Source organism: Variovorax sp. PvP013, from assembly GCF_050435945.1.
In the GTDB taxonomy this organism is placed as follows: domain Bacteria; phylum Pseudomonadota; class Gammaproteobacteria; order Burkholderiales; family Burkholderiaceae_C; genus Variovorax.
Window position 1 is genome coordinate 1,326,176 of the sequence record NZ_JBNDLF010000001.1, and the last position, 20,574, is coordinate 1,346,749.

Annotated in this window: 17 protein-coding genes and 1 tRNA gene; 8 read left to right on the forward strand and 10 right to left on the reverse strand. The window is 69.4% G+C overall.

The features are described 5' to 3' along the window. The first annotated feature begins 87 nt into the window (after nucleotides 1–87). The 6 genes from rfbF (at nucleotide 88) to ABID77_RS06330 (ending at nucleotide 5,781) form a co-directional block, all read left to right on the forward strand. Nucleotides 88–873: a glucose-1-phosphate cytidylyltransferase gene (rfbF, locus tag ABID77_RS06305; RefSeq protein ID WP_429592417.1), complete on the forward strand. Its 786-nt coding sequence runs from the start codon at nucleotides 88–90 to the stop codon at nucleotides 871–873. A 54-nt stretch (nucleotides 874–927) separates the two neighbouring features. Then, nucleotides 928–2,265 (forward strand): NAD(P)H-dependent oxidoreductase, encoded by a 1,338-nt coding sequence (locus ABID77_RS06310; protein ID WP_429592419.1) that lies wholly within the window; start codon nucleotides 928–930, stop codon nucleotides 2,263–2,265. Between the two features lie 36 nt (nucleotides 2,266–2,301). Next, on the forward strand, nucleotides 2,302–2,850 hold the full coding sequence (gene rfbC, locus ABID77_RS06315; RefSeq protein ID WP_429592422.1) for a dTDP-4-dehydrorhamnose 3,5-epimerase: 549 nt from the start codon (nucleotides 2,302–2,304) through the stop codon (nucleotides 2,848–2,850). 23 nt (nucleotides 2,851–2,873) lie between these two features. Next, entirely contained in the window at nucleotides 2,874–3,821 is a 948-nt protein-coding gene (locus ABID77_RS06320) for a DUF707 domain-containing protein (protein ID WP_429592425.1), read from the forward strand. A 427-nt stretch (nucleotides 3,822–4,248) separates the two neighbouring features. Then, entirely contained in the window at nucleotides 4,249–5,580 is a 1,332-nt protein-coding gene (locus tag ABID77_RS06325) for an acyltransferase family protein (protein ID WP_429592428.1), read from the forward strand. A gap of 125 nt (nucleotides 5,581–5,705) precedes the next feature. Continuing rightward, nucleotides 5,706–5,781, forward strand: a tRNA-Lys gene (locus tag ABID77_RS06330). Between the two features lie 445 nt (nucleotides 5,782–6,226). On the opposite strand, the gene ABID77_RS06335 is transcribed toward ABID77_RS06330, so the two are convergent. The 4 genes from ABID77_RS06335 to ABID77_RS06350 all read right to left on the reverse strand — a co-directional run bounded on the left by ABID77_RS06335 (nucleotide 6,227) and on the right by ABID77_RS06350 (nucleotide 11,174). Beyond that, nucleotides 6,227–8,773, reverse strand: a complete 2,547-nt coding sequence (locus tag ABID77_RS06335; protein WP_429592431.1) for a TonB-dependent siderophore receptor — start codon at nucleotides 8,771–8,773, stop codon at nucleotides 6,227–6,229. Nucleotides 8,774–8,880: 107 nt separating this feature from the next. Next, nucleotides 8,881–9,873, reverse strand: a complete 993-nt coding sequence (locus tag ABID77_RS06340; RefSeq protein WP_429592434.1) for a FecR family protein — start codon at nucleotides 9,871–9,873, stop codon at nucleotides 8,881–8,883. Further along, entirely contained in the window at nucleotides 9,870–10,382 is a 513-nt protein-coding gene (locus ABID77_RS06345; protein ID WP_429592436.1) for a sigma-70 family RNA polymerase sigma factor, read from the reverse strand. The genes ABID77_RS06340 and ABID77_RS06345 overlap by 4 nt, the downstream gene beginning before the upstream one ends. A 105-nt stretch (nucleotides 10,383–10,487) precedes the next feature. Beyond that, the gene (locus tag ABID77_RS06350; RefSeq protein WP_429592439.1) at nucleotides 10,488–11,174 is read right to left on the reverse strand and encodes a DUF421 domain-containing protein; all 687 of its coding nucleotides are present in this window, start codon (nucleotides 11,172–11,174) and stop codon (nucleotides 10,488–10,490) included. A gap of 230 nt (nucleotides 11,175–11,404) precedes the next feature. On the opposite strand from ABID77_RS06350, the gene ABID77_RS06355 reads away from it, so the two are divergent. Further along, entirely contained in the window at nucleotides 11,405–13,642 is a 2,238-nt protein-coding gene (locus ABID77_RS06355; protein WP_429592442.1) for an NADP-dependent isocitrate dehydrogenase, read from the forward strand. A 96-nt stretch (nucleotides 13,643–13,738) separates the two neighbouring features. Here the strand turns inward: ABID77_RS06355 and ABID77_RS06360 are convergent, their stop codons facing one another. Next, nucleotides 13,739–14,068, reverse strand: a complete 330-nt coding sequence (locus ABID77_RS06360; RefSeq protein WP_429592444.1) for a hypothetical protein — start codon at nucleotides 14,066–14,068, stop codon at nucleotides 13,739–13,741. Between the two features lie 49 nt (nucleotides 14,069–14,117). Beyond that, on the reverse strand, nucleotides 14,118–15,095 hold the full coding sequence (locus tag ABID77_RS06365; protein WP_429592447.1) for a Bug family tripartite tricarboxylate transporter substrate binding protein: 978 nt from the start codon (nucleotides 15,093–15,095) through the stop codon (nucleotides 14,118–14,120). A 283-nt stretch (nucleotides 15,096–15,378) separates the two neighbouring features. On the opposite strand from ABID77_RS06365, the gene ABID77_RS06370 reads away from it, so the two are divergent. Further along, complete coding sequence (locus tag ABID77_RS06370) at nucleotides 15,379–15,975, forward strand: chemotaxis protein CheB (RefSeq protein WP_429592449.1); 597 nt, start codon at nucleotides 15,379–15,381, stop codon at nucleotides 15,973–15,975. A 28-nt stretch (nucleotides 15,976–16,003) separates the two neighbouring features. On the opposite strand, the gene ABID77_RS06375 is transcribed toward ABID77_RS06370, so the two are convergent. From ABID77_RS06375 to msrA, 4 genes are all read right to left on the reverse strand, one after another. Further along, nucleotides 16,004–17,101 (reverse strand): diguanylate cyclase, encoded by a 1,098-nt coding sequence (locus ABID77_RS06375; RefSeq protein WP_429592452.1) that lies wholly within the window; start codon nucleotides 17,099–17,101, stop codon nucleotides 16,004–16,006. 174 nt (nucleotides 17,102–17,275) lie between these two features. After that, nucleotides 17,276–19,357, reverse strand: coding sequence for a TonB-dependent receptor (locus ABID77_RS06380; protein ID WP_429592455.1), 2,082 nt, complete (start codon nucleotides 19,355–19,357; stop codon nucleotides 17,276–17,278). An 86-nt stretch (nucleotides 19,358–19,443) separates the two neighbouring features. After that, complete coding sequence (locus ABID77_RS06385; RefSeq protein WP_429592458.1) at nucleotides 19,444–19,839, reverse strand: hypothetical protein; 396 nt, start codon at nucleotides 19,837–19,839, stop codon at nucleotides 19,444–19,446. 38 nt (nucleotides 19,840–19,877) lie between these two features. Continuing rightward, a complete protein-coding gene (msrA, locus tag ABID77_RS06390) occupies nucleotides 19,878–20,468 on the reverse strand; it encodes a peptide-methionine (S)-S-oxide reductase MsrA (RefSeq protein WP_429592460.1) in 591 nt (196 codons plus the stop codon). Nucleotides 20,469–20,574 lie beyond the last annotated feature (106 nt).

Sequence of the window (20,574 nt, forward strand, 5' to 3'; positions counted from 1 at the left end):
CCGGCCGCCCCGACGCGCGTCGGGGCCCTTCCCACCCATGAGTCTGCGGCCGGACCGATCCGGACCGCATCGCGAGGAGAAACGACGATGGTGAAAGTAGTGTTGCTGGCGGGGGGCTACGGCACCCGCCTGAGCGAAGAGACGACCATCCGGCCCAAGCCGCTGGTCGAGGTCGGCGGCAAGCCGATCATGTGGCACATCATGAAGCTGTACGCGCACTACGGCCTGAACGACTTCGTGGTGCTCGGCGGCTACAAGGTCGACATGATCCGCGAGTACTTCCTGCGCCACCAGGCCCGCGACACCGACTTCACCATCGACCTGGGCACTGGCAAGGTCGACTGGCTGGAGACGCGCAGCGAGAACTGGCGCGTCACCGTGCTCGACACCGGGCTGGAGACGATGACCGCCGGGCGCATCAAGCGCGCCCGCAAGTACCTCGACGGCGAGCGCTTCTGCCTGACCTACGGCGACGGCGTGTCCGACGTGAACATCCACGAGCTCATGGCCTTCCACGAGAAGTCGGGCGCCCACTGCACGCTCACCGCGGTGACGCAGCCCGGCCGCTACGGCGCCCTGCACCTCTCGGACGACGGCAGCAACGTCAAGGGCTTCCGCGAGAAGGGCGCCACCGACGGCGGCCTGATCAACGGCGGCTTCTTCGTCTGCGAACCGGAGGTCTTCGACGTCATCGACGGCGACCACCAGATGTGGGAGGAAGCACCGATGGCGCGCCTGGTGGAACAGGGCAAGCTGGCGAGCTACCACCACACCGGCTACTGGCAGAGCATGGACTCGCTGCGCGACAAGCAGGTTCTCGAAGGCCTGTGGGGCAAGGGTAACTCAGCACCCTGGAAAGTCTGGACTGACTAATACTTCGGTATTACCACAACAAAGCATCGCATCGAGGTTCACGGAGTAATTGGAATGATCATTGTTGACACCGCGCTCAAGAAGCGCGCCGCCGCCGGCAACCCCATCAAGGTGGGCCTGGTGGGCGCCGGTTTCCAGGGGCGCGGGATCGCGTTGCAGATCATCGCGTCGACGCCGGGCATGCGGTTGTGCGCCATCGCCAACCGCCGCATCGAGCCGGCCCAGCGCGCCTACGCGGAAGCGAACGTCGAGGCGGTGCGTTGCGACACCCAGGCCGAGCTCGAGGCGGCCATCGCCGCCGGCACGCCGGCCGTCACCGAGGACGCCGTGGCGCTCGCGCGCGCGGCGGGCCTCGACGCCATCATCGAGGTGACCGGCTCGCTCGAGTACGCCGCCACCGTGGTGCTCGCCGCCATCGAGTCAGGCAAGCACGTGGTGCAGATGAACGCCGAGCTCGACGGCACGGTCGGCCCCATCCTCAAGCAGAAGGCCCAGGCGCGCGGTGTGGTCTACACCTTCTCCGACGGCGACCAGCCCGGCGTGCAGATGAACCTCTACCGCTTCGTCGAGGGCCTGGGCTGCAAGCCGGTGCTGTGCGGCAACATCAAGGGCCTGCACGACCCCTACCGCAACCCGACGACGCAGCGCGCGTTCGCCGAGAAGTGGGGCCAGAAGCCCGCCATGGTGGCCTCGTTCGCCGACGGCACCAAGATCTCCTTCGAGCAGGCCATCGTGGCCAACGGCACCGGCATGAAGGTCGCGCGGCGCGGCATGCTCGGCCCGGACTTCTCCGGCGGCAACCCCGGCGCGCCGCTGGTGACGCTGGAGGAGACGATCGGCGCCTTCGCCGAGCACCTCGACAAGGGCGGCCCGGGCATCGTCGACTACGTGGTGGGCGCGCGTCCCGGCCCCGGCGTCTTCGTCCTGGCCACGCACGACGACCCGCGCCAGCAGCACTACCTGAACCTCTACAAGCTGGGCACCGGTCCGTACTACTGCTTCTCCACGCCCTACCACCTCTGCCACTTCGAGGTGCCGACCTCGGTGGCGCGCGCGGTGCTGTTCGACGACGCCGTGCTGACGCCGCTCGCCGGCCCGGAAGTGGGCGTCATCGCCGTCGCCAAGAAGGACCTGGCGCCGGGCGACCTGATCGACGAGCTGGGCGGCTACGAGGTCTACGGCGTGGCCGAGAACATCGAAGCCATCCGCGGCGAAGCATTGCTGCCGATCGGTCTGGCCGTGGGTTGCAAGGTCGTGCGGGCGGTGGCCAAGGACGCCGCGCTGACCTTCGACGACATCGAGATTCCGGCCGGCCGCACCATCGACGCGCTCTACGCCGAGCAGGAACGCACGTTCGCACCGGCCGCCGCCACGGCGGCCGCCTCGGCCTGACCGACGGTCGCAGTCCCCTCATTTTTCGAAGCGCCCATGATCTTCACCCCCACCACCCTCCAGGACGCCTGGATCATCGACCTGGAAAAGCGCGGCGACGCGCGCGGCTTCTTCGCGCGCACCATGTGCACCCAGGAGTTCGAGGCGCACGGCCTCGTGACGCGCTACGTGCAGCAGAACACCTCGTTCTCCGCCGACAAGGGCACCCTGCGCGGCCTTCACTTCCAGCGCGGCGACGCCTCGGAAGCCAAGCTGGTGCGCTGCACCCAGGGCGCCATCGTCGACGTCATTGTCGACCTGCGCGCCGGCTCGCCGACGTACATGCGCCACGAGGCCTTCGAACTCACCGCGACCAACCACCGCGAGCTCTACGTGCCGCCGGGCTTCGCGCACTCGTTCCAGACCCTGACCGAGGACGTCGAGGTCAGCTACCTGGTGTCGTCCCCCTACACGCCGGCGGCCGAATGGGGCCTGCGCTACTCCGACCCGCGCCTGGGCATCGCCTGGCCGCTGGCCGTCACCGGCATCTCCGACAAGGATGCCGCCTGGCCGCTGCTCGAGGCGGACACGCCCGCCTTCTTCTGAACCCCCACGGAAACGAGAAAACCATGACACAGCAGACCTCGAAGCGCTTTCTCGTCATCGGTCGCGTGGGCGGCAAGTCGCTGCACAAGGCCTGGATCGAGGACACCTCGTGCACCCGCACCTGGGACCTGCAGCTCAACGCCTACGGCGACACCGCCGCCCAGATCGCCGCCGTGGACCTGCCCACGGTGGTCGACCAGGGCACCAAGTGGGACAGCCTGGCGCGGCACTTCCGCGCCCACCCGGAGCTGCTCGACCGCTACGACTACGTGATGCTGCCGGACGACGACCTGCTGATGACCGCGCGCGGCATCAACCGGATCTTCGAGATGGCCGTCGCGCACGACCTGACGATCGCGCAGCCGGCGATGTCGATGGACAGCTTCGTCTCCTACCCGGTGCTGATGCAGTGTCCGGGCTTCAGCCTGCGCTACACGAACCATCTCGAATGCATGTCGCCGTGCATCAAGACCTCGTACATGAAGACGCTGCTGCCGATCATCGAGAAGTACGTCTGCGGCTGGGGCGCCGACCACATCTGGGCGCTGCTCATGGAAGACCCCGCGTACAAGGCGGCCGTGCTCGACGAGGTCACGATGACGCACACGCGCGCCTTCTACACCGGCACGCTCTACGACAGCTTCGCCAAGCAGGGCGTCAACCCCTTCGACGAGGTCAAGGTGGTGACGGCGCTGTTCGAGAACTTCCCGGAACGCACGGTCGTCTACGGCGGCCTGCTGACCGACGGCAAGCGGGTGGGCAACACGCAGGTGCAGCTGCGCAACGGCATGCACCTGGTGCTCACGGCGCTCAAGACCAAGACGCCCTACAAGATCTTCCGCAAGGGCGTGGGCATGCTGATCCAGGTGTTCACCCAGTCGTCCTATCGCCCGGCCCAGCTGCGCCTGAAGAAGAGCAGCCCGGACGCCTTCAAGAGCCCCGAGACCAACATCGCCGATCTCGTCACCTGACGCGGCGGCCCGACCCCTCTTCCGACTGCCTCGACCGCTCCGACCCTCCCCCACCCGCGATGACGCGACACCGGCCCGCCCGATCCCGCCACGCCCAGGACGCCGTCCTGCGCGCGGATTGCGAACGCCTGTGCGCCCATCCGGTGGCGTTCCGCGGCAGCGAACTCCCGCTGGGTCACTTCTTCTCCGTCACACCCCCCTAGATCGAGTCCTCCGGCGGCTTCCTTCCGTCCGGGTCGCCGAGCCGACATCCGCGCGTGCTTCCGTGTGCATCGACACGAAGCCCTCCGGAGGTCCGTCGGCCGTGCCCGGCCACGACAGAACCTGAGCCCGAAACCCGCTTCGCGACGTGATGCGCCGCGCCGTCGTGCGCGCACGCACCCCGATCCGGACCAGGCCGGCGGGCGACTCATCTGATGGGGTGAACATGAACGACTTCCATGCCTGCATCGATGCCTTCGCGCACGCGGCATGCATCCGGGACGACGGTGGCGCGCCGTGGCCCGGTGCCGCCGCGCGCACGGCACTGACCCGGACGCTCGACCTGTCGCGCGCGCCGATGACGGCGGGCGACGTGCTGCGGCCGCCGCTCGCCGACGTGGCGAGCCTGCCCTTCGCCGGGAGCCTGCTGATGCTCGCATGCCTCTTGGCCGCGATGCTCGGATCGGCGCTGCTGCTCTCGCGGCGTGCCCCGGGACTGCCCGCCGCGACGCAGCAGCGCACCCGCTGGCTCGACGGCCTGCGCGGCGTGGCCGTCGCGCTGGTGATGCTCAACCACGCGCCGCTGGTGCTGAGCAACCTCCAGCTCGCGCCGACCGGCTTCGTCCTGGACGCCCGGACCCTGAGCCTGCTGGACTACCTCGGCCGCATCGGCGTGCAGATCTTCTTCTGCATCACCGGCTACCTGTTCGCCGACAAGCTGCTGCCGGCGCGGGACGTCGACTGGCTCCGGTTCTTCGTCCGGCGGCTCCAGCGGCTGGTGCCGGCCTACGCGGTCGCCGTGCTGACGGCCATCGCCGTCGCGGCGCTGTTCTCGCGCGTCGACCGGCACTTCGTCGCCTCGGCCCTCGACGCCATGCCCCGCCTGATGGCGTTCGGCTTCTATTCCCTGCCGCGCGTCGGTGCGTTCGAGACCTCGCGCCTGCTGGGCATGAGCTGGACCCTGGCCTTCGAATGGCGCTTCTACGTCGTGCTGCCGCTGGTGTTCATGATGATTCGCCTGGGCAGGGCCCCGGGCAGCGTCGCCATCGCCCTGGTGGCGATGGTGCTGATGCTCGTCGAGGGCTTCGGCGTGTGGATGTTCTTCGCGCTGGGCGCCCTCGCCTCGCCGCTCGCGCGCCTGCAGCCGACGGCCGGCCAGTGCGCCGCGGCACGCGGTGCCCTGTGCCTGTGCGTCGCGTCGATGGCGCTGAACTGGGCGGTGGTCGACCGGGACCGCGTCCTGCAGGGACTGCACGTGCTGGCGCTCTTCGGCTGCGTCGCCGTCGCGCGTCCCCGCGTGCTGTCGAGCCGCAGCGCCGTGACGCTCGGCATGCTCAGCTACAGCCTCTACCTGCTCCACGTGATGGTGTTCTTCGCGGTGTTCGGTCTCTGCCATGCCCATGCCTTCGACGTCGCGGCCCTGTCGCCTTCCGCGTTCACCCTGCTGGCGGGCCTGGCGGTGGTGCTGGCGACGGCCCTCTCGGCGCTTTCTTACCTGCTGCTGGAGCGTCGCTTCATCGATGCCCATCCCGGGCCCGAACCACGCCCGGTGCGATGACCCTTGCGCGCGTCGCGGCAGGTTTTCTACTTTTTCTGTCGCGTGAAGGCTCGAGCCTGGCCAAGCTGGAATTTTCCAGGCTATAATCTTGGTCTTGCCTGATGACAGCAATCAATGTCACTCAGGGGCTCTTAGCTCAGTTGGTAGAGCAGCGGACTCTTAATCCGTAGGTCGAGTGTTCGAGTCACTCAGGGCCCACCACCAACATCGCGTCAGCGTCGAAAAGCCTGCTACCTCGTCGGTAGCAGGCTTTTTTGTTTCCTTCGACGTTTCGCCTCGACGCTCGGGCCGCCGCCTGTTCGCGCCCTCCTGCGAACCCGCCGGGGATCGCTCCGAGCTGGTGGTCGAGCGTCGCCGATGTCGAGGGCCGGCCCTCTGCCGGCAACGAGCCTCCCGTCTTCACGCAGGCCGTCTGCGTTGCGGTCGCGCCGTGCGCTGCGGCGACCGCCGGCGTTCGGGTCCATGCGATCGCCGAGCGAGCAGCGACGTGCGAGTCCGCGCTGCGTGGGCCTTCCCTGCTCCGGCGTTCTCGACGCGGCCCATGGCGGCCCGGGATGCGGGTCCACGCTACCGTCGAGAAAGACGCCGCGGCTCGCGTGACGGCCGGCATGCCCGTGGGATGGGGCGGAACAGTCCGGACGCCGACTCAGAACCGGTAGCGCGCCGTCACCTGCACGTTGCGCGGCGCACCGTACATGCCCGAATTCCACCAGCCCGACATCGCGGCGATGTACTTCCGATCGAAGACGTTCCGCACGTTCAGCGTGACCGACAGGCGGTCGTCCACGTCGTACCTCGCCATCAAGCCGGCCACGGCGTAGGCCTTCTGGCGCACGGTCACCGTGCGCTCGATCTGCCAGGCGTCGATGTCGTAGCGGATGCCGCTGTTCCAGTCCACGCCGCCACCCAGGGTCAGCCGGCTCCAGTCGCCTGGCGCGCGCCACGTGGTCCACAGCCGGACCATCTGCTTGGGGAAGGTCGTGTTGACACGCGCACCGGTCGCATCCTCGGACTGGCTGTGGTTGTAGGAGGCCGACATGTTCCAGCCACGCGCCAGAGCGCCGTTGATCTCCAGGTCCACGCCCTGCGTCCTCACACCCTCGATGGCGCGCGACGCGGTGTTGGTGGTACCGGGCACGACGTAGCCGTTGTCGGCCTCGGCCACGTTGTCCTGGCGGATCTGGTAGGCCGCCGCGCTGGTGGTCAGCCGACCGTCGAGCCAGGCGCTCTTCAAGCCCGCCTCGTAGGTGTTGCCCGAGGTCGGGGCCAATTGCGCCCCGTTGCGGTCCTGGGCGTTCTGCGGTGCGTAGATGGTCGCAAAGCTGGCGTAGAGCGTGTGCACGGGACCCAGGTCGTACACCAGGCCGCCATAGGGCGTGAATTTGCGCCGCTCGGACACCGGATAGCCGGCGTGGTAGCCGCCGGTGGTGTCGGTGACGTAGTCGCTGTCGAAGTCCATCAGCTTCCCACCGGCGATCAGCTTCAACCGGTCGGCCAGTTCGAAGCGGCCGGCGCCGTAGAGGCTCTTCTGGCGGCGGGTGCTGTCGAAGGTGACGAAGTCGGGCCCGAAGACCGGGCTGCCGCGGTTGTCCCAGCGGTGGATGTTGACCGGCAGATCGCGCAGTCCGGTGGTGTCGAAGCTGCCGGTGGTCAGGCTGCGGAAGTCGGTGTGGTCGATGCCCACGAGGGCCTCGTGCTGGCGGCCGAACAACGCGAAGGGTCCACCGAGCTTCAGGTCGACGGTGCGGCTGTCCAGCCGGTAGTCGCGCCGTTCGCTGTTGAGCGTCAGGCCGTCGCCGGTGACCGGGTCGAACAGGCCGCCGACGGCCAGGTAGGTGGCGTCCTCGCGCTGGCGCGAACGCAGCCCGTCCATGGCGAGCCTGAGCTTCCAGCCGTTGTCGAAGGCCTGTTCGAGCGAGGCGAAGGCGTGGGTGGAGCGGGTGTCGAAGCGGTTGTCGCGGCTGGCGGTGCTGAAGGACACGGGGAAGTCGTTCTGCCTTCCGGCGGCGTTGATCAGCGGAAAGCCCAGGTAGGCCATCGAGCCGCGCGAGTTGCTCTTCTGGTGGTCAATGCCGGCGGTGAGCTTCAGGGTGCGGGTCAGGTCGGCCTCGACCACGCCGTAGACGACGTCCTTCTTGCGACCGTAGAAGTCGATGTGGCTGTCGCCCTCCTGGTGCACCGCCACCAGGCGTGCGCGCACGCTGCCCGATTCGTTCACCGGCGACGACAGGTCGACGACGCCGCGCCGGTGGTTCCACGACCCGACGGCGACTTCCGCCGTGCCCTGGCGTCCGGTGGCGGGCTTCTTGCGCACCATGTTCACGATGCCCGACGGATCGCCCGCGCCCGTGGTCAGCCCCGAGGCGCCGCGCAGCACCTCGACGCGGTCGTACAGCGCCATGTCGGCGATGCCCTGCGCGGGCAGCGCATCCAGGCCCAGGAACTCTGTGTGCGTGCTGACGCCGTCGAGCTGGTAGTTGGTGATGGGGTAGCCGCGCGCGTTGGCGTTGGTGCGTTCGGTGCCGAGCGCCGAGGTGGCGACACCGGGGGTGCGCGCCAGCACCTCGTTGATCGACGTGAGGTTCTCGTCCTCCATGCGCTGCCTGGTCATCACGCTGACCGATTGCGGCGTGTCGCGCAGGCTCAGGGCCAGGCCAGTGGCCATGCCGCTGGGACCGCGCGGCACGTAGCTGCCCGTGCCTTCGGAGGGACGGTCGCGCTCGCCCTCGGCTTCCACGCGCACCTCCGACAGCGTCCCGCCGGTGGCGAGACCGGCGGCGGCGCCAGGCGTCGCGGACGGCGCTGCGGACGGCACGCCGCTCGCGAGCACCGTGAAGGCACCGCCCGCGGTGCGTGCCAGCAGCAGGCCACTGCCCGCCAGGGCCTGGCGCGCGGCCTCTTCGACGCTGAGGCTGCCGCGGATGGCCGGTGCGCGCTTGCCGGCCAGCAGCGCGGGGTCGGCGCTGATGCTGCGGCCGCCCTGGCGCGCGATGCGCACGAGGGTGTCGTCCAATGCGCCGGCGGGCAGGTTCCAGGCCTGCGCGACCACGCCGGCCGGCGGTGCCGCCGGAGTCTGCGCTGCGGCACGGTCGGCGGGGACCAGCGCGAGCGCGAGGGCGAGGGCGAGGGGCGACAGGATGCCCGGGGGACTTGGGAGGGTGCGCCAGACGGATGCGCGGTGGATGACGGCCATGGGGTCCTTGGGTGAGGTGGATGCGGCGTTGTTGCAGCGCTGCATCCCTCTTGACACGCGGGCACGCCCGAAACCCTCATCCTGCCCGGCGGCCTGCGCGACCGGTCTCAGGCCTGCGACCTGAGATCCACCGTGATCAGCCAACGGCCCCAGTGCCGCACGTCGATCGGATGGGTGTCGACCAGGGTCTGCAGGACCGACTCCGGCCGGTCCAGCGCGAAGACGCCGAAGACGCGCAGCTGCGCCGCCGCGGGACCGACCCGGATCACCGCCGCGCTGTAGGGCCGCAACGCGGCCAGCACCTCGCCCAGGGAAGCGTCCTTCACCTCGATCGCGCCATCGGCCCAGCCGTCCGGCGTCATGGCCGAGGTGTCCACCGGCTCGATGGCGCCATCGGACAGGCGAGCGCTCTCCCCGGCCCGCAGCATCCGTTCGTCGCCGGAACGCAGGGCCACGCGCACGCGGTGCTCCATCACGTGGACCAGGCTGCTGTCGCTGCCTTGGCGCACCATGAAGCGCGTGCCGAGCGCGCGCACCGTGCCTTGCGCGCTCCGCACGACGAAAGGCCGGGCGACGGCGTCGGCCTCCACACGCACCGACACGGCCCCTTCGCGCAGCCACACGAGTCGCTGGCGAGCGCCATAGACGATGTCGACGGCGGAGCGTGCGTCCAGGGTGATGTCGCTGCCGTCGGCCAGGCGATGCGACAAGCGCCGCCCGGTGCCGGTGCGCAGGTCGGCGCTCAGGGTGGCCAGGGGCGTGTGGCGATCGACCCACCAGGCGGAGACGGTGGCGGCCATCAGTCCGGTGGCGCCGCCGGCCAGCACGCGACGACGCCGGGTCGTGCGCGGCACCGGCGCCAGCAGCGTCCGCCGGCTGGCGATGCCGGTCGGTGGGTCGCATTGGCGGATCTGCATCAACTCCGCGTCCAGTCCTTCCAGGCGGGCGTGCAGCACCGACCAGGCCTGACCGTGGACAGGCGCCTGCCGGAGCCAGCGCTCGAAGGCGCGTTCGGTGTCCGTCCCGACGGGATCGGCATCGAGGCGCACGCGCCACTCGATGGCTTGCGCCAGGGCCCGCTCGGGCACCGTGACGTTCATGGGCGATCGGCGCCTGCCGGCAGTATGCACAGGTGCAGCAAGGCCTGCCGGAGGTAGCGCTCCACCGAGGCCTGGGAGACGTTCATCGCCTGCGCGATCTCGGAATGCTTCATCCCGTCGAGCCGCCGCAGCAGGAAGGCCTCGCGCACTTTCGGTGCCATGCCGGACAGCCATCGGTCGACGGTCTCCACGGCCTCGCGCACCAAGGCGTAATCTTCCGGTGAGGGCGCGACGTCCTCCGGCAGCGTGGCCAGCGCAGCGAGCCAGGCCTGTTCCAGGTCGCGCCGGCGCCAGAGGTTGCAGAGCAGTCGCCGGGCCAGGGTGATCAGGTACGCGCGCGGTTCCTGCAGGCGTCCCGCCTGCCCGGCCCTGATGAGGTTGACGAAGGCGTCATGCGTCAGATCCGATGCCTCGCACGGATTGCCGAGCTTGCGGGCCAGCCAGGCTTGCAGCCACGCGTGGTGGTCGCGGTAGAGAACCTCGACGTGTTGACGGGCGGCAGCGGGCATGCGGACGATCGATCGGTAATGAGAATGAATCCTATTTTATGTTTGCGGAAGGAGCCGCCCCTGCGCCTGCCCGGGCAGGCGGCGAGCGACCTGCGCGACCCTGATTCAACCGATGCGCCTGGACGCCATCGCCTCCACCCACTCCCCATGCCCGCAACGCTCGCAGGTGTGCGTGGCCGCCTCGATGCGCGTCACGCGGGCGCAGCCGGTGCAGGCGAACTCGCCCGGGGCGTCGAGGACGCGGCGCCGCTTCCCATAGGGCCTGGGCGTGACGGGCAGCCCCGGCTTCACCTCGTCGTCGTCGAAGTAGAAGAAGCTCATGCTGCCCGTGGTCTCGAGGATGGCGAGGCGGACCTGGCCGACGTGCTCGATCGACTGCTGCCGCATCTCGGAGAAGAACTCGTCCTTGGCGTAGAGACGCTGGTTGGCTTCCGAGAGCACGAACTCCCCGTCCTCGATGACATGGACCGGATCGCCTTCGAGCAGGCTCTCGATGCGTTCGCTGCGCGCGGCGGCCCACGTGATGCCCCGGTAGAAGGCCAGGATGCAGGCGAACACCAGCAGCGCCGGCACGATGCCGTGGTCCCGGTTGAACATCGGGTCGCCCGCGGCCGAGCCGAGCCCGATGATGATCGCCACCTCGAAGATCGACAGCTGGCGCACGCCCTTCTTCCCGGACAGCCGCAGGAAGGTCAGGATGACGACGAACATGACGATCGTGCGGAAGACGATCTCCACCACGAAGGGACCGTCGAGGTCGTTGAGGAGCACGGTCGCGAAGTCGAATTCCATGGCCGACGATTCTGCCGGCGCCGGGCATTTCCACACGAAACGCCGGGGACGCGCACGACTGCTGGAATAATGGCTGCGACGCGGCGCCGGCCGATTGACAACGTCCGTCGACACCTCCGGCTCACCGAGAAAGCGGCCCGCGACTTGCGTGCCGCCGACCGCACGCACGCGCGCCGCCGATCGCCCTCACCGTCGCGGGCGAGCTCCCCATCCATACGAAAGGTCCCTCCATGACTGCTGAAACATCGAAGATCATCTACACCCTGACGGACGAGGCGCCTCTGCTGGCAACGGCCTCGCTGCTGCCCGTGATCCAGACCTTCGCCAAGGCGGCGGGCATCGACGTCGTCACCAGCGACGTGTCGGTCGCCGCGCGCGTCCTGGCCGAATTCCCGGACCGCCTGAACGAATCGCAGCGCGTGCCGGACAACCTCGCCGAACTCGGCCGCCTCACGCAGTTCCCCGACACCAACATCATCAAGCTGCCCAACATCAGCGCGTCGGTGCCCCAGCTCGTGGCCACCATCCGCGAACTGCAGGCCGCCGGCTACGACATCCCCGACCTGCCCGAGGACCCGAAGACCGACGAGGACAAGACCGTGCTGGCCAAGTACTCGAAGGTCCTGGGCAGCGCCGTCAACCCGGTGCTGCGCGAGGGCAACTCCGACCGCCGCGCCCCCGCCGCCGTCAAGCGCAACGCGCGCAAGAACCCGCACTCGATGAGTCCGTGGAGCCCGGCCTCGCGCACCCACGTCTCGCACATGCACGGGGGCGACTTCTACGCCGGCGAGAAGAGCATGACGCTCGACAAGGCGCGCGACGTCCAGATGGACCTCGTCACCACGAGCGGCAAGACCATCGTGCTGAAGAAGAAGGTCGCCCTGCTCGACGCCGAGGTGATCGACAGCATGTTCATGAGCAAGAACGCCCTGTGCAAGTTCTACGAGGAACAGATGGAGGACGCGCGCGAGACCGGCGTCATGTTCTCGCTGCACGTGAAGGCGACCATGATGAAGGTGTCGCACCCCATCGTGTTCGGCCATGCCGTGAAGATCTTCTACAAGGACGCCTTCGCCAAGCACGGCAAGCTGTTCGACGAGCTCGGCGTCAACGTCAACAACGGCCTCTCGAGCATCTACAGCAAGATCGAGAACCTGCCGACCTCGCAGCGCGACCAGATCGTCAAGGACCTGCACGCCTGCCACGAGCACCGCCCCGAACTCGCCATGGTCGACTCGGCCAAGGGCATCACCAACCTGCACGCGCCCAACGACGTGATCGTCGACGCCTCGATGCCGGCCATGATCCGCCAGGGCGGCAAGATGTGGGGCCCGGACGGCCGTCCGAAGGACACCAAGGCCGTGATGCCCGAGAGCACCTTCGCCCGCATCTACCAGGAGATGATCAACTTCTGCAAGACCAACGGCGCCTTCGACCCGGCCACCATGGGCACCGTGCCCAACGTCGGCCTGATGGCGCAGAAGGCCGAGGAGTACGGCTCGCACGACAAGACCTTCGAGATCCCCGAGGCCGGCGTCGCCCGCATCGTCGACCTCGCCACCGGCGAGGTGCTGCTGGAGCAGAACGTCGAGCAGGGCGACATCTGGCGCATGTGCCAGACCAAGGACGCGCCGATCCGCGACTGGGTCAAGCTGGCCGTCAACCGCGCCCGCCTCTCGGGCATGCCGGCCGTGTTCTGGCTCGACGAGTACCGCCCGCACGAGGCCGAGCTCATCAAGAAGGTCAAGACCTACCTGAAGGACCACGACACCAAGGGCCTGGACATCCAGATCATGTCGCAGGTGCGCGCGATGCGCTACACGCTCGAGCGCGTGATCCGCGGCAAGGACACCATCTCGGTGACCGGCAACATCCTGCGCGACTACCTGACCGACCTGTTCCCGATCATGGAGCTGGGCACCAGCGCCAAGATGCTGTCGATCGTGCCGCTGATGGCCGGCGGCGCGATGTTCGAGACCGGCGCGGGCGGCTCGGCCCCCAAGCACGTCAAGCAGCTGGTGGAAGAGAACCACCTGCGCTGGGATTCGCTGGGCGAGTTCCTGGCATTGGCCGTGTCGCTGGAGGACCTGGGCCAGAAGACCGGCAACCAGAAGGCCAAGATCCTGGCCGAGACGCTCGACACCGCCACCGGCATGCTGCTGGACAACGGCAAGGGCCCGTCGACCCGCACCGGCGAGCTCGACAACCGCGGCAGCCACTTCTACCTCGCGCTCTACTGGGCCCAGGCCCTGGCCGCGCAGACCGAGGACAAGGACCTGCAGGCGCACTTCGCGCCGCTGGCCGAGTCGCTGTCGAAGAACGAGCAGAAGATCGTCGAGGAACTCAAGACGGTGCAGGGCCAGCCGGTCGACATCGGCGGCTACTACCGTCCGGACCCGGCCAAGACCGCCGCCGTCATGCGTCCGAGCGCGACCTTCAACTCGGCCTTGGAAGCCGCCTCCGCCTGAATCGGCACGGGCATCGCCGGGGCGCCCGTGCCCTGCGCGGTGCGATGAGCGGCACGGCCTCCTCGGCGCCGCTTTCTCGTTTCGACGCCGGACCGGCTACCGCCGGCCGTCCGGCATCCGGCGCGACCCAGCGCGCAGCGAGCCGTCGGCCAGCACGCGCTCGGTCCACAGCCGGGCCGTGCGCTGGTGCATGGTTTCGAAGACGAAACCCCGTCCGGACACCGGTTCGTCGTGCGCGATGAGCGCCATCAGGTCGCTGTCGGAGAACGCGCCCGAGCGCCGGGACTGCTCGGTCAGCATGTCGTGGAGGGCCTCCCGCGCCTGCGGGTCGAGCACCGCGCCGATCCGCGCCAGCAATCGCAGGGCGATGGCCGCGCTCTTCGGGCTCAGCCGGGACGCGGCATCGAAATGGTGGGCGAGGTCCATGCCACCGACCGCTAGCAAGGCCGATGCCCGCGCCCACTTCCGAAACGGACTATTCGATCGTCGCGCCCGAGGCCTCGACGATGCCCTTCCACTTGCGCACGTCGTCGACGACCACCTTCTGGAACTGCTGCGACGTCATGGGCAGCGCCTCGGCGCCCTGGCCCTGGATGGCGGCCTTCATGTCGGCCGTGGCCAACAGCTCGTTGACCTTGTGGTTGACGACGTCGACCACCGCCGCGGGCGTGCGCGCCGGCATGAAGATGCCGTACCAGGTGCTGACGTCGAAGCCGGAATAGCCCAGCTCCGCCACCGTGGGCACGTCGGGCAGCGAGCTGCTGCGCGTCCCCGAGGTCACGGCCAGCGGCCGCAGCTTGCCCGACTTGATCTGTCCCATGGCCGAGGGCACCGACGACATCAGCAGGTCGACGTTGCCCGCGAGCACGTCCATCAAGGCCGGACCGGAACCCTTGTACGGCACGTGGCGCAACGACACCTTGGCCGCCTTGCCGAAGAGGTCGCCCGCCAGGTGGATCGTGGTGCCGTTGCCGGGCGATCCGTAGGTGACGGCATCGGGCGTGGCGCGCGCGGCGGCGACCACGTCGGCCAGGGTCTTGAAGCGCGAGTTGACGCCGGTGGCGATGATGACCGGCGTGTAGGCGACGCTCGCCACGGCGACCAGGTCGCGCGTCGGGTCGTAGCTCAGGTGCTTGTAGAGCCAGGGCGCCACGACCATGTTGTCCTTCTGCCCCATCACCATGTCGTAGCCGGTGGGCGGCGACTTGGCGGCCTCGGCGATGCCGATGGTGCCGCCGGCGCCGGCGCGGTTGTCGGCGACGATGGTCCACTTGGCGCTCTCGCCGAGCTTGGTGGCCACCAGCCGCGCCAGGATGTCGGTGCCGCCGCCCGGTGGGAAAGGCACGATCATGCGCACCGGCTTGGTCGGGTAGTTCTCCTGGGCCAGGATGGCCGGGGCGGTGAAGGCGGCGCCCAGGGCGAGCGCGGCGAGCAGGAACGGTCTCTTTGTCATGGGAAATCTCGGAAGGTGGGTCCGCCGTGCCTGCGCCAGGGCCAGGAGCCGGGCCGGCCGGCGGGGCGCCCATGCTATTCGTTCGAGCCAGGGCCCACAACCCGGCGCACGACATAAGACGCTATTTGAATTTCCGCCCGGTGTCCCGACGCGCGCACAATGGGTCGCTTTGCCGCCCGGGTCGTCCATCGGAGCCCGGACCCCGGTCGGATGTCTGGCGCCGGTCGCCACGCGGCCCGTGCGGGCGCCTCCTGACTTTCAAGACATCACCGGAAATGTCACCATGCCCAATGAATGGAAGTTCGTCGCCATCGCCGCGTCCAGCGAAGGTCTCGACGATCTGCATCGCGTGCTCCACCCCTTGCGCGCGGGCATCCCGGCCGCCATCGTCGTGGTCATCAAGGAGCCCGCCGACGGTGCGCCGTTGACCTTCGACCAGATCGCGCGCGGTCTCTCGGTGCCGGTGACGTATGTCGTCGATGGCGCCCGCGTCGAGCCGGGACGGGTCTTCGTGGCGCCTCGCCAGCAGGGCGTGACGGTCGACGCCGAGGGCCACTTCAGGATCGACCGCGCGCCGGCCACCGTCGACACCCACCTGGGCGACCTGCTGTTCGCGTCGGCCTCGCAGGTCTACGGCGCCCGCATGATCGGCATCGTCATGAGCGGCCGCGGCCGCGACGGCACGGCGGGCCTGCGCGCCATCCATCGCACGCCGGGTGCCCTGGGCATCGTGCAGAGCCCCGCCGATGCCGCGATACCGGGCATGACGATCAATGCCGTGCTCGGCGACAGTCCCGACTACGTGCCGCTAGTGGACGACATGGGTCGACTGCTCGAAACCCTGATCCATCGCCCCGTCGCGTCGAAGCGGATGTCCTGATGGTTTCGCCGGCGCCACCCGGGCCGGTTCATGCCGACGCGTCGCCCGGCACCCGGCGAGCTGCCGCTTGCCGGGCGACGCACACACCACCGCGTTCGCGGCGCTTGACTTCGTAGAGCGCCTCGTCGGCCCGCGCCATCCATTCGTCGGCGCTTCCCAACGTGCCATCGAAACAGGCGATGCCCGCGCTCATCGTGAACGCCGGCACCGGCCCGGACGCGGACGCCTCGGCGCCCAGACGCGACCACAGCCGCTCCATGAACGCTCGCGCCTGGTCGCCGTCGTGATCCAGCAGCAGCATGGCGAACTCGTCGCCGCCGTAGCGCGCCGCGACGTGGGGCAACTGGACGTGGGTGCGCAGGCGCTCGCCGATGCTGCGGATGACGGCGTCGCCCGCGGCATGTCCGGCACCGTCGTTGATGCGCTTGAAGTGATCGACGTCGCACAGCACCAGGGCGGTGGCCCGCCGTGCGGGCGGCACGCCGGTCCCGGCATCGGATGCGGCCAGCCCCTGGAAGGTGGCCTGGAAACCGACTTCGAAGGTACGCCGGTTGTAGAGACCCGACAGGGCGTCGATCTGGCTCGCCCGGCGCAGGGCCTCCCGGCTGCGGTGCAGCGTCTGCGAGAGCCGGTTCGTCGTCCAGCCGAAGGCCGGCAGGTACATCAGCATCACCGGCACCACGGCCAGCTGCACCAGCATGCTGGAATCGGAGGAGAACCGGAACGGCACCAGCGCTCCCATGGCGAACGCACCCGCCGCCGCCGCGACGAGGCCCCAGCCGCACAATCGCATGCCACCGACGGACATGTTGTTCATGCAGACGATCGCCAGCGCGATGGCGCTGGGCACCAGGTTGCCGCCGATGGCGCAGACGGAGGCACCGATCATCAGCGCCTCGATCATGAGGTTGCGCTTCTCGGCACGTCCCGGCCATTCGGCGCGCGACGCCCACAGGTAGGCGACATGCGGCCAGACCAGGGCGACGAACGCCAGGAACCCCCAGATCCATCCCGGTGCCGTGCCCTCGCGCAGCGCGGCGGCCATGCCCAACCCACCCAGCCCGCAACCGAGGATGCGCGGCAGGTAGAGTTGACGCGGCAGACGCGCTCCGACACCGGTCCTCATCGGCATGCGCCCGCCCCGGTGGCTGCCGACCGGATGCTTGGCAGGCGCCCCGGCGTCATCGCGAGGACGGCGGAGTGCTGGGGAATGACGACGGAAAAATTCACGCGGAGGAGCATAGCGGCTCGGCGTCTCGCGCCCTCCGCGCAAGGATTTCCTCCCCGGTCCCGCCGGGCGTCAGAAGGTCACGCGCAAGCCGACCTTCAACGACCGCCCCGGCAACGGCGCGGCCGGGTAGACGGTGGTCGTCAGGATCGACGTCGCGCTGTAGGCGAGCCGGTTGCCGATGTTGTCCAGCCGTGCGTACCAGGTGAGGTTGGCGGCCTGCACCTTCATGCGGTAGGCCAGCGCGGCGTTCCACAGCGTGTAGGCCTCGGTCGCCCGGGCGCCGACGTCGGGCACGCGGTTCTGCGCCGCGTGATGGTCGAAGCCGGCCCGCGCCGACCATGGCCCGCGGGCCCAGGCCAGGCTGGCGCCCACGCGCACCGGTGCGATGCGCGGCAGGGCCTGGCCGGTATCGGTGTCGGTGGCGCGCACCAGGTCGCCGCGCCAGAGCAGGTCGAGCGTGGACCCGTCGGCCGTGCGCGCGAAGCCCTCGCGACCGAGCAGCCGCCAGTTGCCGCTCGCCTCGATGCCGGTGAAGCGCGCGCGCGTGTTGCCGTAGACGTACTCGGCCAGGGTCTCGCCGGTGCCCGGCGCCGCGGGCGCACCCTCCCCGTCGAGCAGGTTGCCGGTGGCGTTCAGGCCGATGTAGTTGCGAAAGCGCGTCACGTAGGCGTTCACGCGGGCGTTGTTCGGACCGGACTTCCACTGCGCGCCCAGGTCCAGCCCGAGCGACTTCTCCTTGTCGAGGGCGGGATTGCCGACCTCCCAGGCCGCCGTCGCCACGTGCGGGCCGTTGGCGAACAGCTCGTAGTCCTTGGGCGCTCGCTCGGTATAGGCCAGGTTCGACGTCAGCTGCCATTGCGGCGCGACATCGACCAGCGCGCCGAAGGCCGCGCTGTGCGGATCGAAGCGGCGCGTGCCGACGAAGAAGCGATCGATCGACGGATCGTCCGGATAGCCCAGCGACGCCACCCGCACGCGCTCGGTGCGGGCGCCGAAGCTCAGGCGGCCCCAGGGCATGCCCAGTTCCTCGTGCAGGAAGAGCGCGTCCGAACGCGTGCGGCTGTGCGGCGCGAAGGCCTCCTCGCCATCGGCGGAGAAGCGGTTGCGCTCGCTCGTGAACCCGATCAGGCCTTCGAGGCTGCCGATCCTCCGGTGGCGCGCCTCGACGCGCAGGTCGTCGCTCAGGCTGGCGAAGGTGGTGCCGGCGATGGCGCCTTCGTACTCGGTGTGGCGGTAGTCGGTGTGGCCGAACTTGGCGTGGACGCTGGTGAAGAAGCCGCCCGGACGCCACTCGCCCTCCAGCGCGTAGCGGTCGGATTTCATGCCGATGGTGACGTCGGGCTCGGCGACCGTGCCGTAGTCGCTGCGATAGGTGCTGGCGGACGCGCCGATCCAGCCGCGGTCGAGGAACAGCGTGCCGCCGACGGCGCCGCCGCTGGCGCGGTTCTGCGAGTTGCAGATGCGCCGCGCGAGACCGGGCGCGCCGGGCTTCTCGCAGTCGAGCTCGATCGGCACGCGCACGTCGTCCGAGCGGCGGTCGAAGGCGTCGACGTGCAGGGCGTAGCGGTCGTCGCCGCCTTCGAGCACCACGCCGCCGCTCTTCTCGTTGCTGCCGCTGGCGTAGCCCGCGTCGGCCCGGCCGCCGAAGCCGTCGAGCGGCTCGGTCGGGATGCGGTTGTCGATGACGTTGACCACGCCGCCGATGGCGCTGCCGCCGTACTGCAGTGCCGAAGGGCCGCGCAGCACCTCGATGCGCTCGGTCACCAGCGCGTCGACCGGCACCGCGTGGTCGTAGCTCAGCGCCGAGGCGTCGGGCGCGGCGCCGCCGTTCTGCAGGATGCGGATGCGGTCGCCGTCCAGCCCACGGATGACGGGCCGGCTGGCATTGGGGCCGAAGTAGCTGCTGGCGACGCCGGGAACGCCGTCGAGCGTCTCGCCCAGCGTGGACTGCGACCGCAGCAGGAGCTCGTCGCGCTGCAGCGTCGTGGTCGGCGCGATGAGGTCGGTTGCGCCCAGCGGATTGCCGGTGACGGTGACCTCGCTCAGGGTCGGCGTCGCGGCCCGGTTCTGGGCCAGGGCGCTGGCGCCGAGGATCGAGGCGAAGGAAAGGACGGCGATGCCGATGGCATGGCGCCGGAAGTCGTGGATCATGGGATGCGAACTCGTTGAATCGAATGAAAGCCGGCCGGCGCACCATCCCGGGGGAGATGCGGCTCGGAACCGGAGAACAAGGAAATTCAGCGAGTCGCGGGCGGGCCGCGCGCATCGAACAGCGCGACCCAGCGGGCGATGGCTTCGCCCAGGAAGAAGTGGAAGCGCGCCGTCGGCAGGGCGATGGGCAGCGTCACGATGGGCACCGACGGCACGGCGAAGCCGCCGGCGAGCTGGTCGTAGAGACGGCAGTCGTCCTCGCTGCCGTGATGGCCGAAGAGCGCCGCCACGCCGACCCCGGCGTGGACGTGCGACTCGAGTGAATCCGCCCGGGACGCCGTGGCGCCCGGATTCAGGACCGCCGGGCGCGCGTCCGGCGCATGCACCACCCGGTGCATGAAGCCGAGCGTCGAGGCGACCCACAGCGCCACTGCGAGCGCGAGGACGAGCGCCACCCCGCCGGGCCCCGTACGGACGCGCATGCGACCCGTGGCTTCCACCTCGTCGGTCCCCGGCGCCTTCAGCCCTTCACGCGCGCGGCGAAGGTCTTCTGGAACTTCTCGACCTTGGGGCCGACCACGAAGGCGCAGTAGCCCTGGTTCGGGTGCTGCAGGAAGTAGTCCTGGTGATAGGCCTCGGCGGTGGAATAGTCCGCGAGCGGCACGACCTCGGTCACGATCGGCGCGCGGTAGGTGCCGCTCGCCGCGATCTCGCGGATCACGTCCCGGGCCACCTCGCGCTGGCCGTCGTGCGTGGTGTAGATGCCGCTGCGGTACTGCGTGCCGACGTCGTTGCCCTGGCGGTTGAGCGTCGTCGGATCGTGGATGACGAAGAAGATCTCCAGCAGCTCGCGCAGCGAGATCACGGACGGATCGAACGCCACCTTCACCACCTCGACCGCGCCCGTACGGCCGGTGCAGACCTGCTCGTAGGTCGGTCGCGCGACCTGGCCGTTGCTGTAGCCCGATTCGACGTCGACCACGCCCTGGACGCGATCGAAGACGGCCTCGGTGCACCAGAAGCAGCCGCCGCCGAGCACGATGGTCTCGGTCGACGACGCGCCGGCTGCGCTGTCGGAGGAAGGAGCGGAAGAGGGAGGGATGCTGGACATGGTGGATTCGGCTCGGTGGCGAAAGACGAAGCGCTCCATTGTCGTGTCTTGACGCTGCACGGGTGCTTCACTAGGATTAATAACCCGCCAGTCATTAACTCTCCCG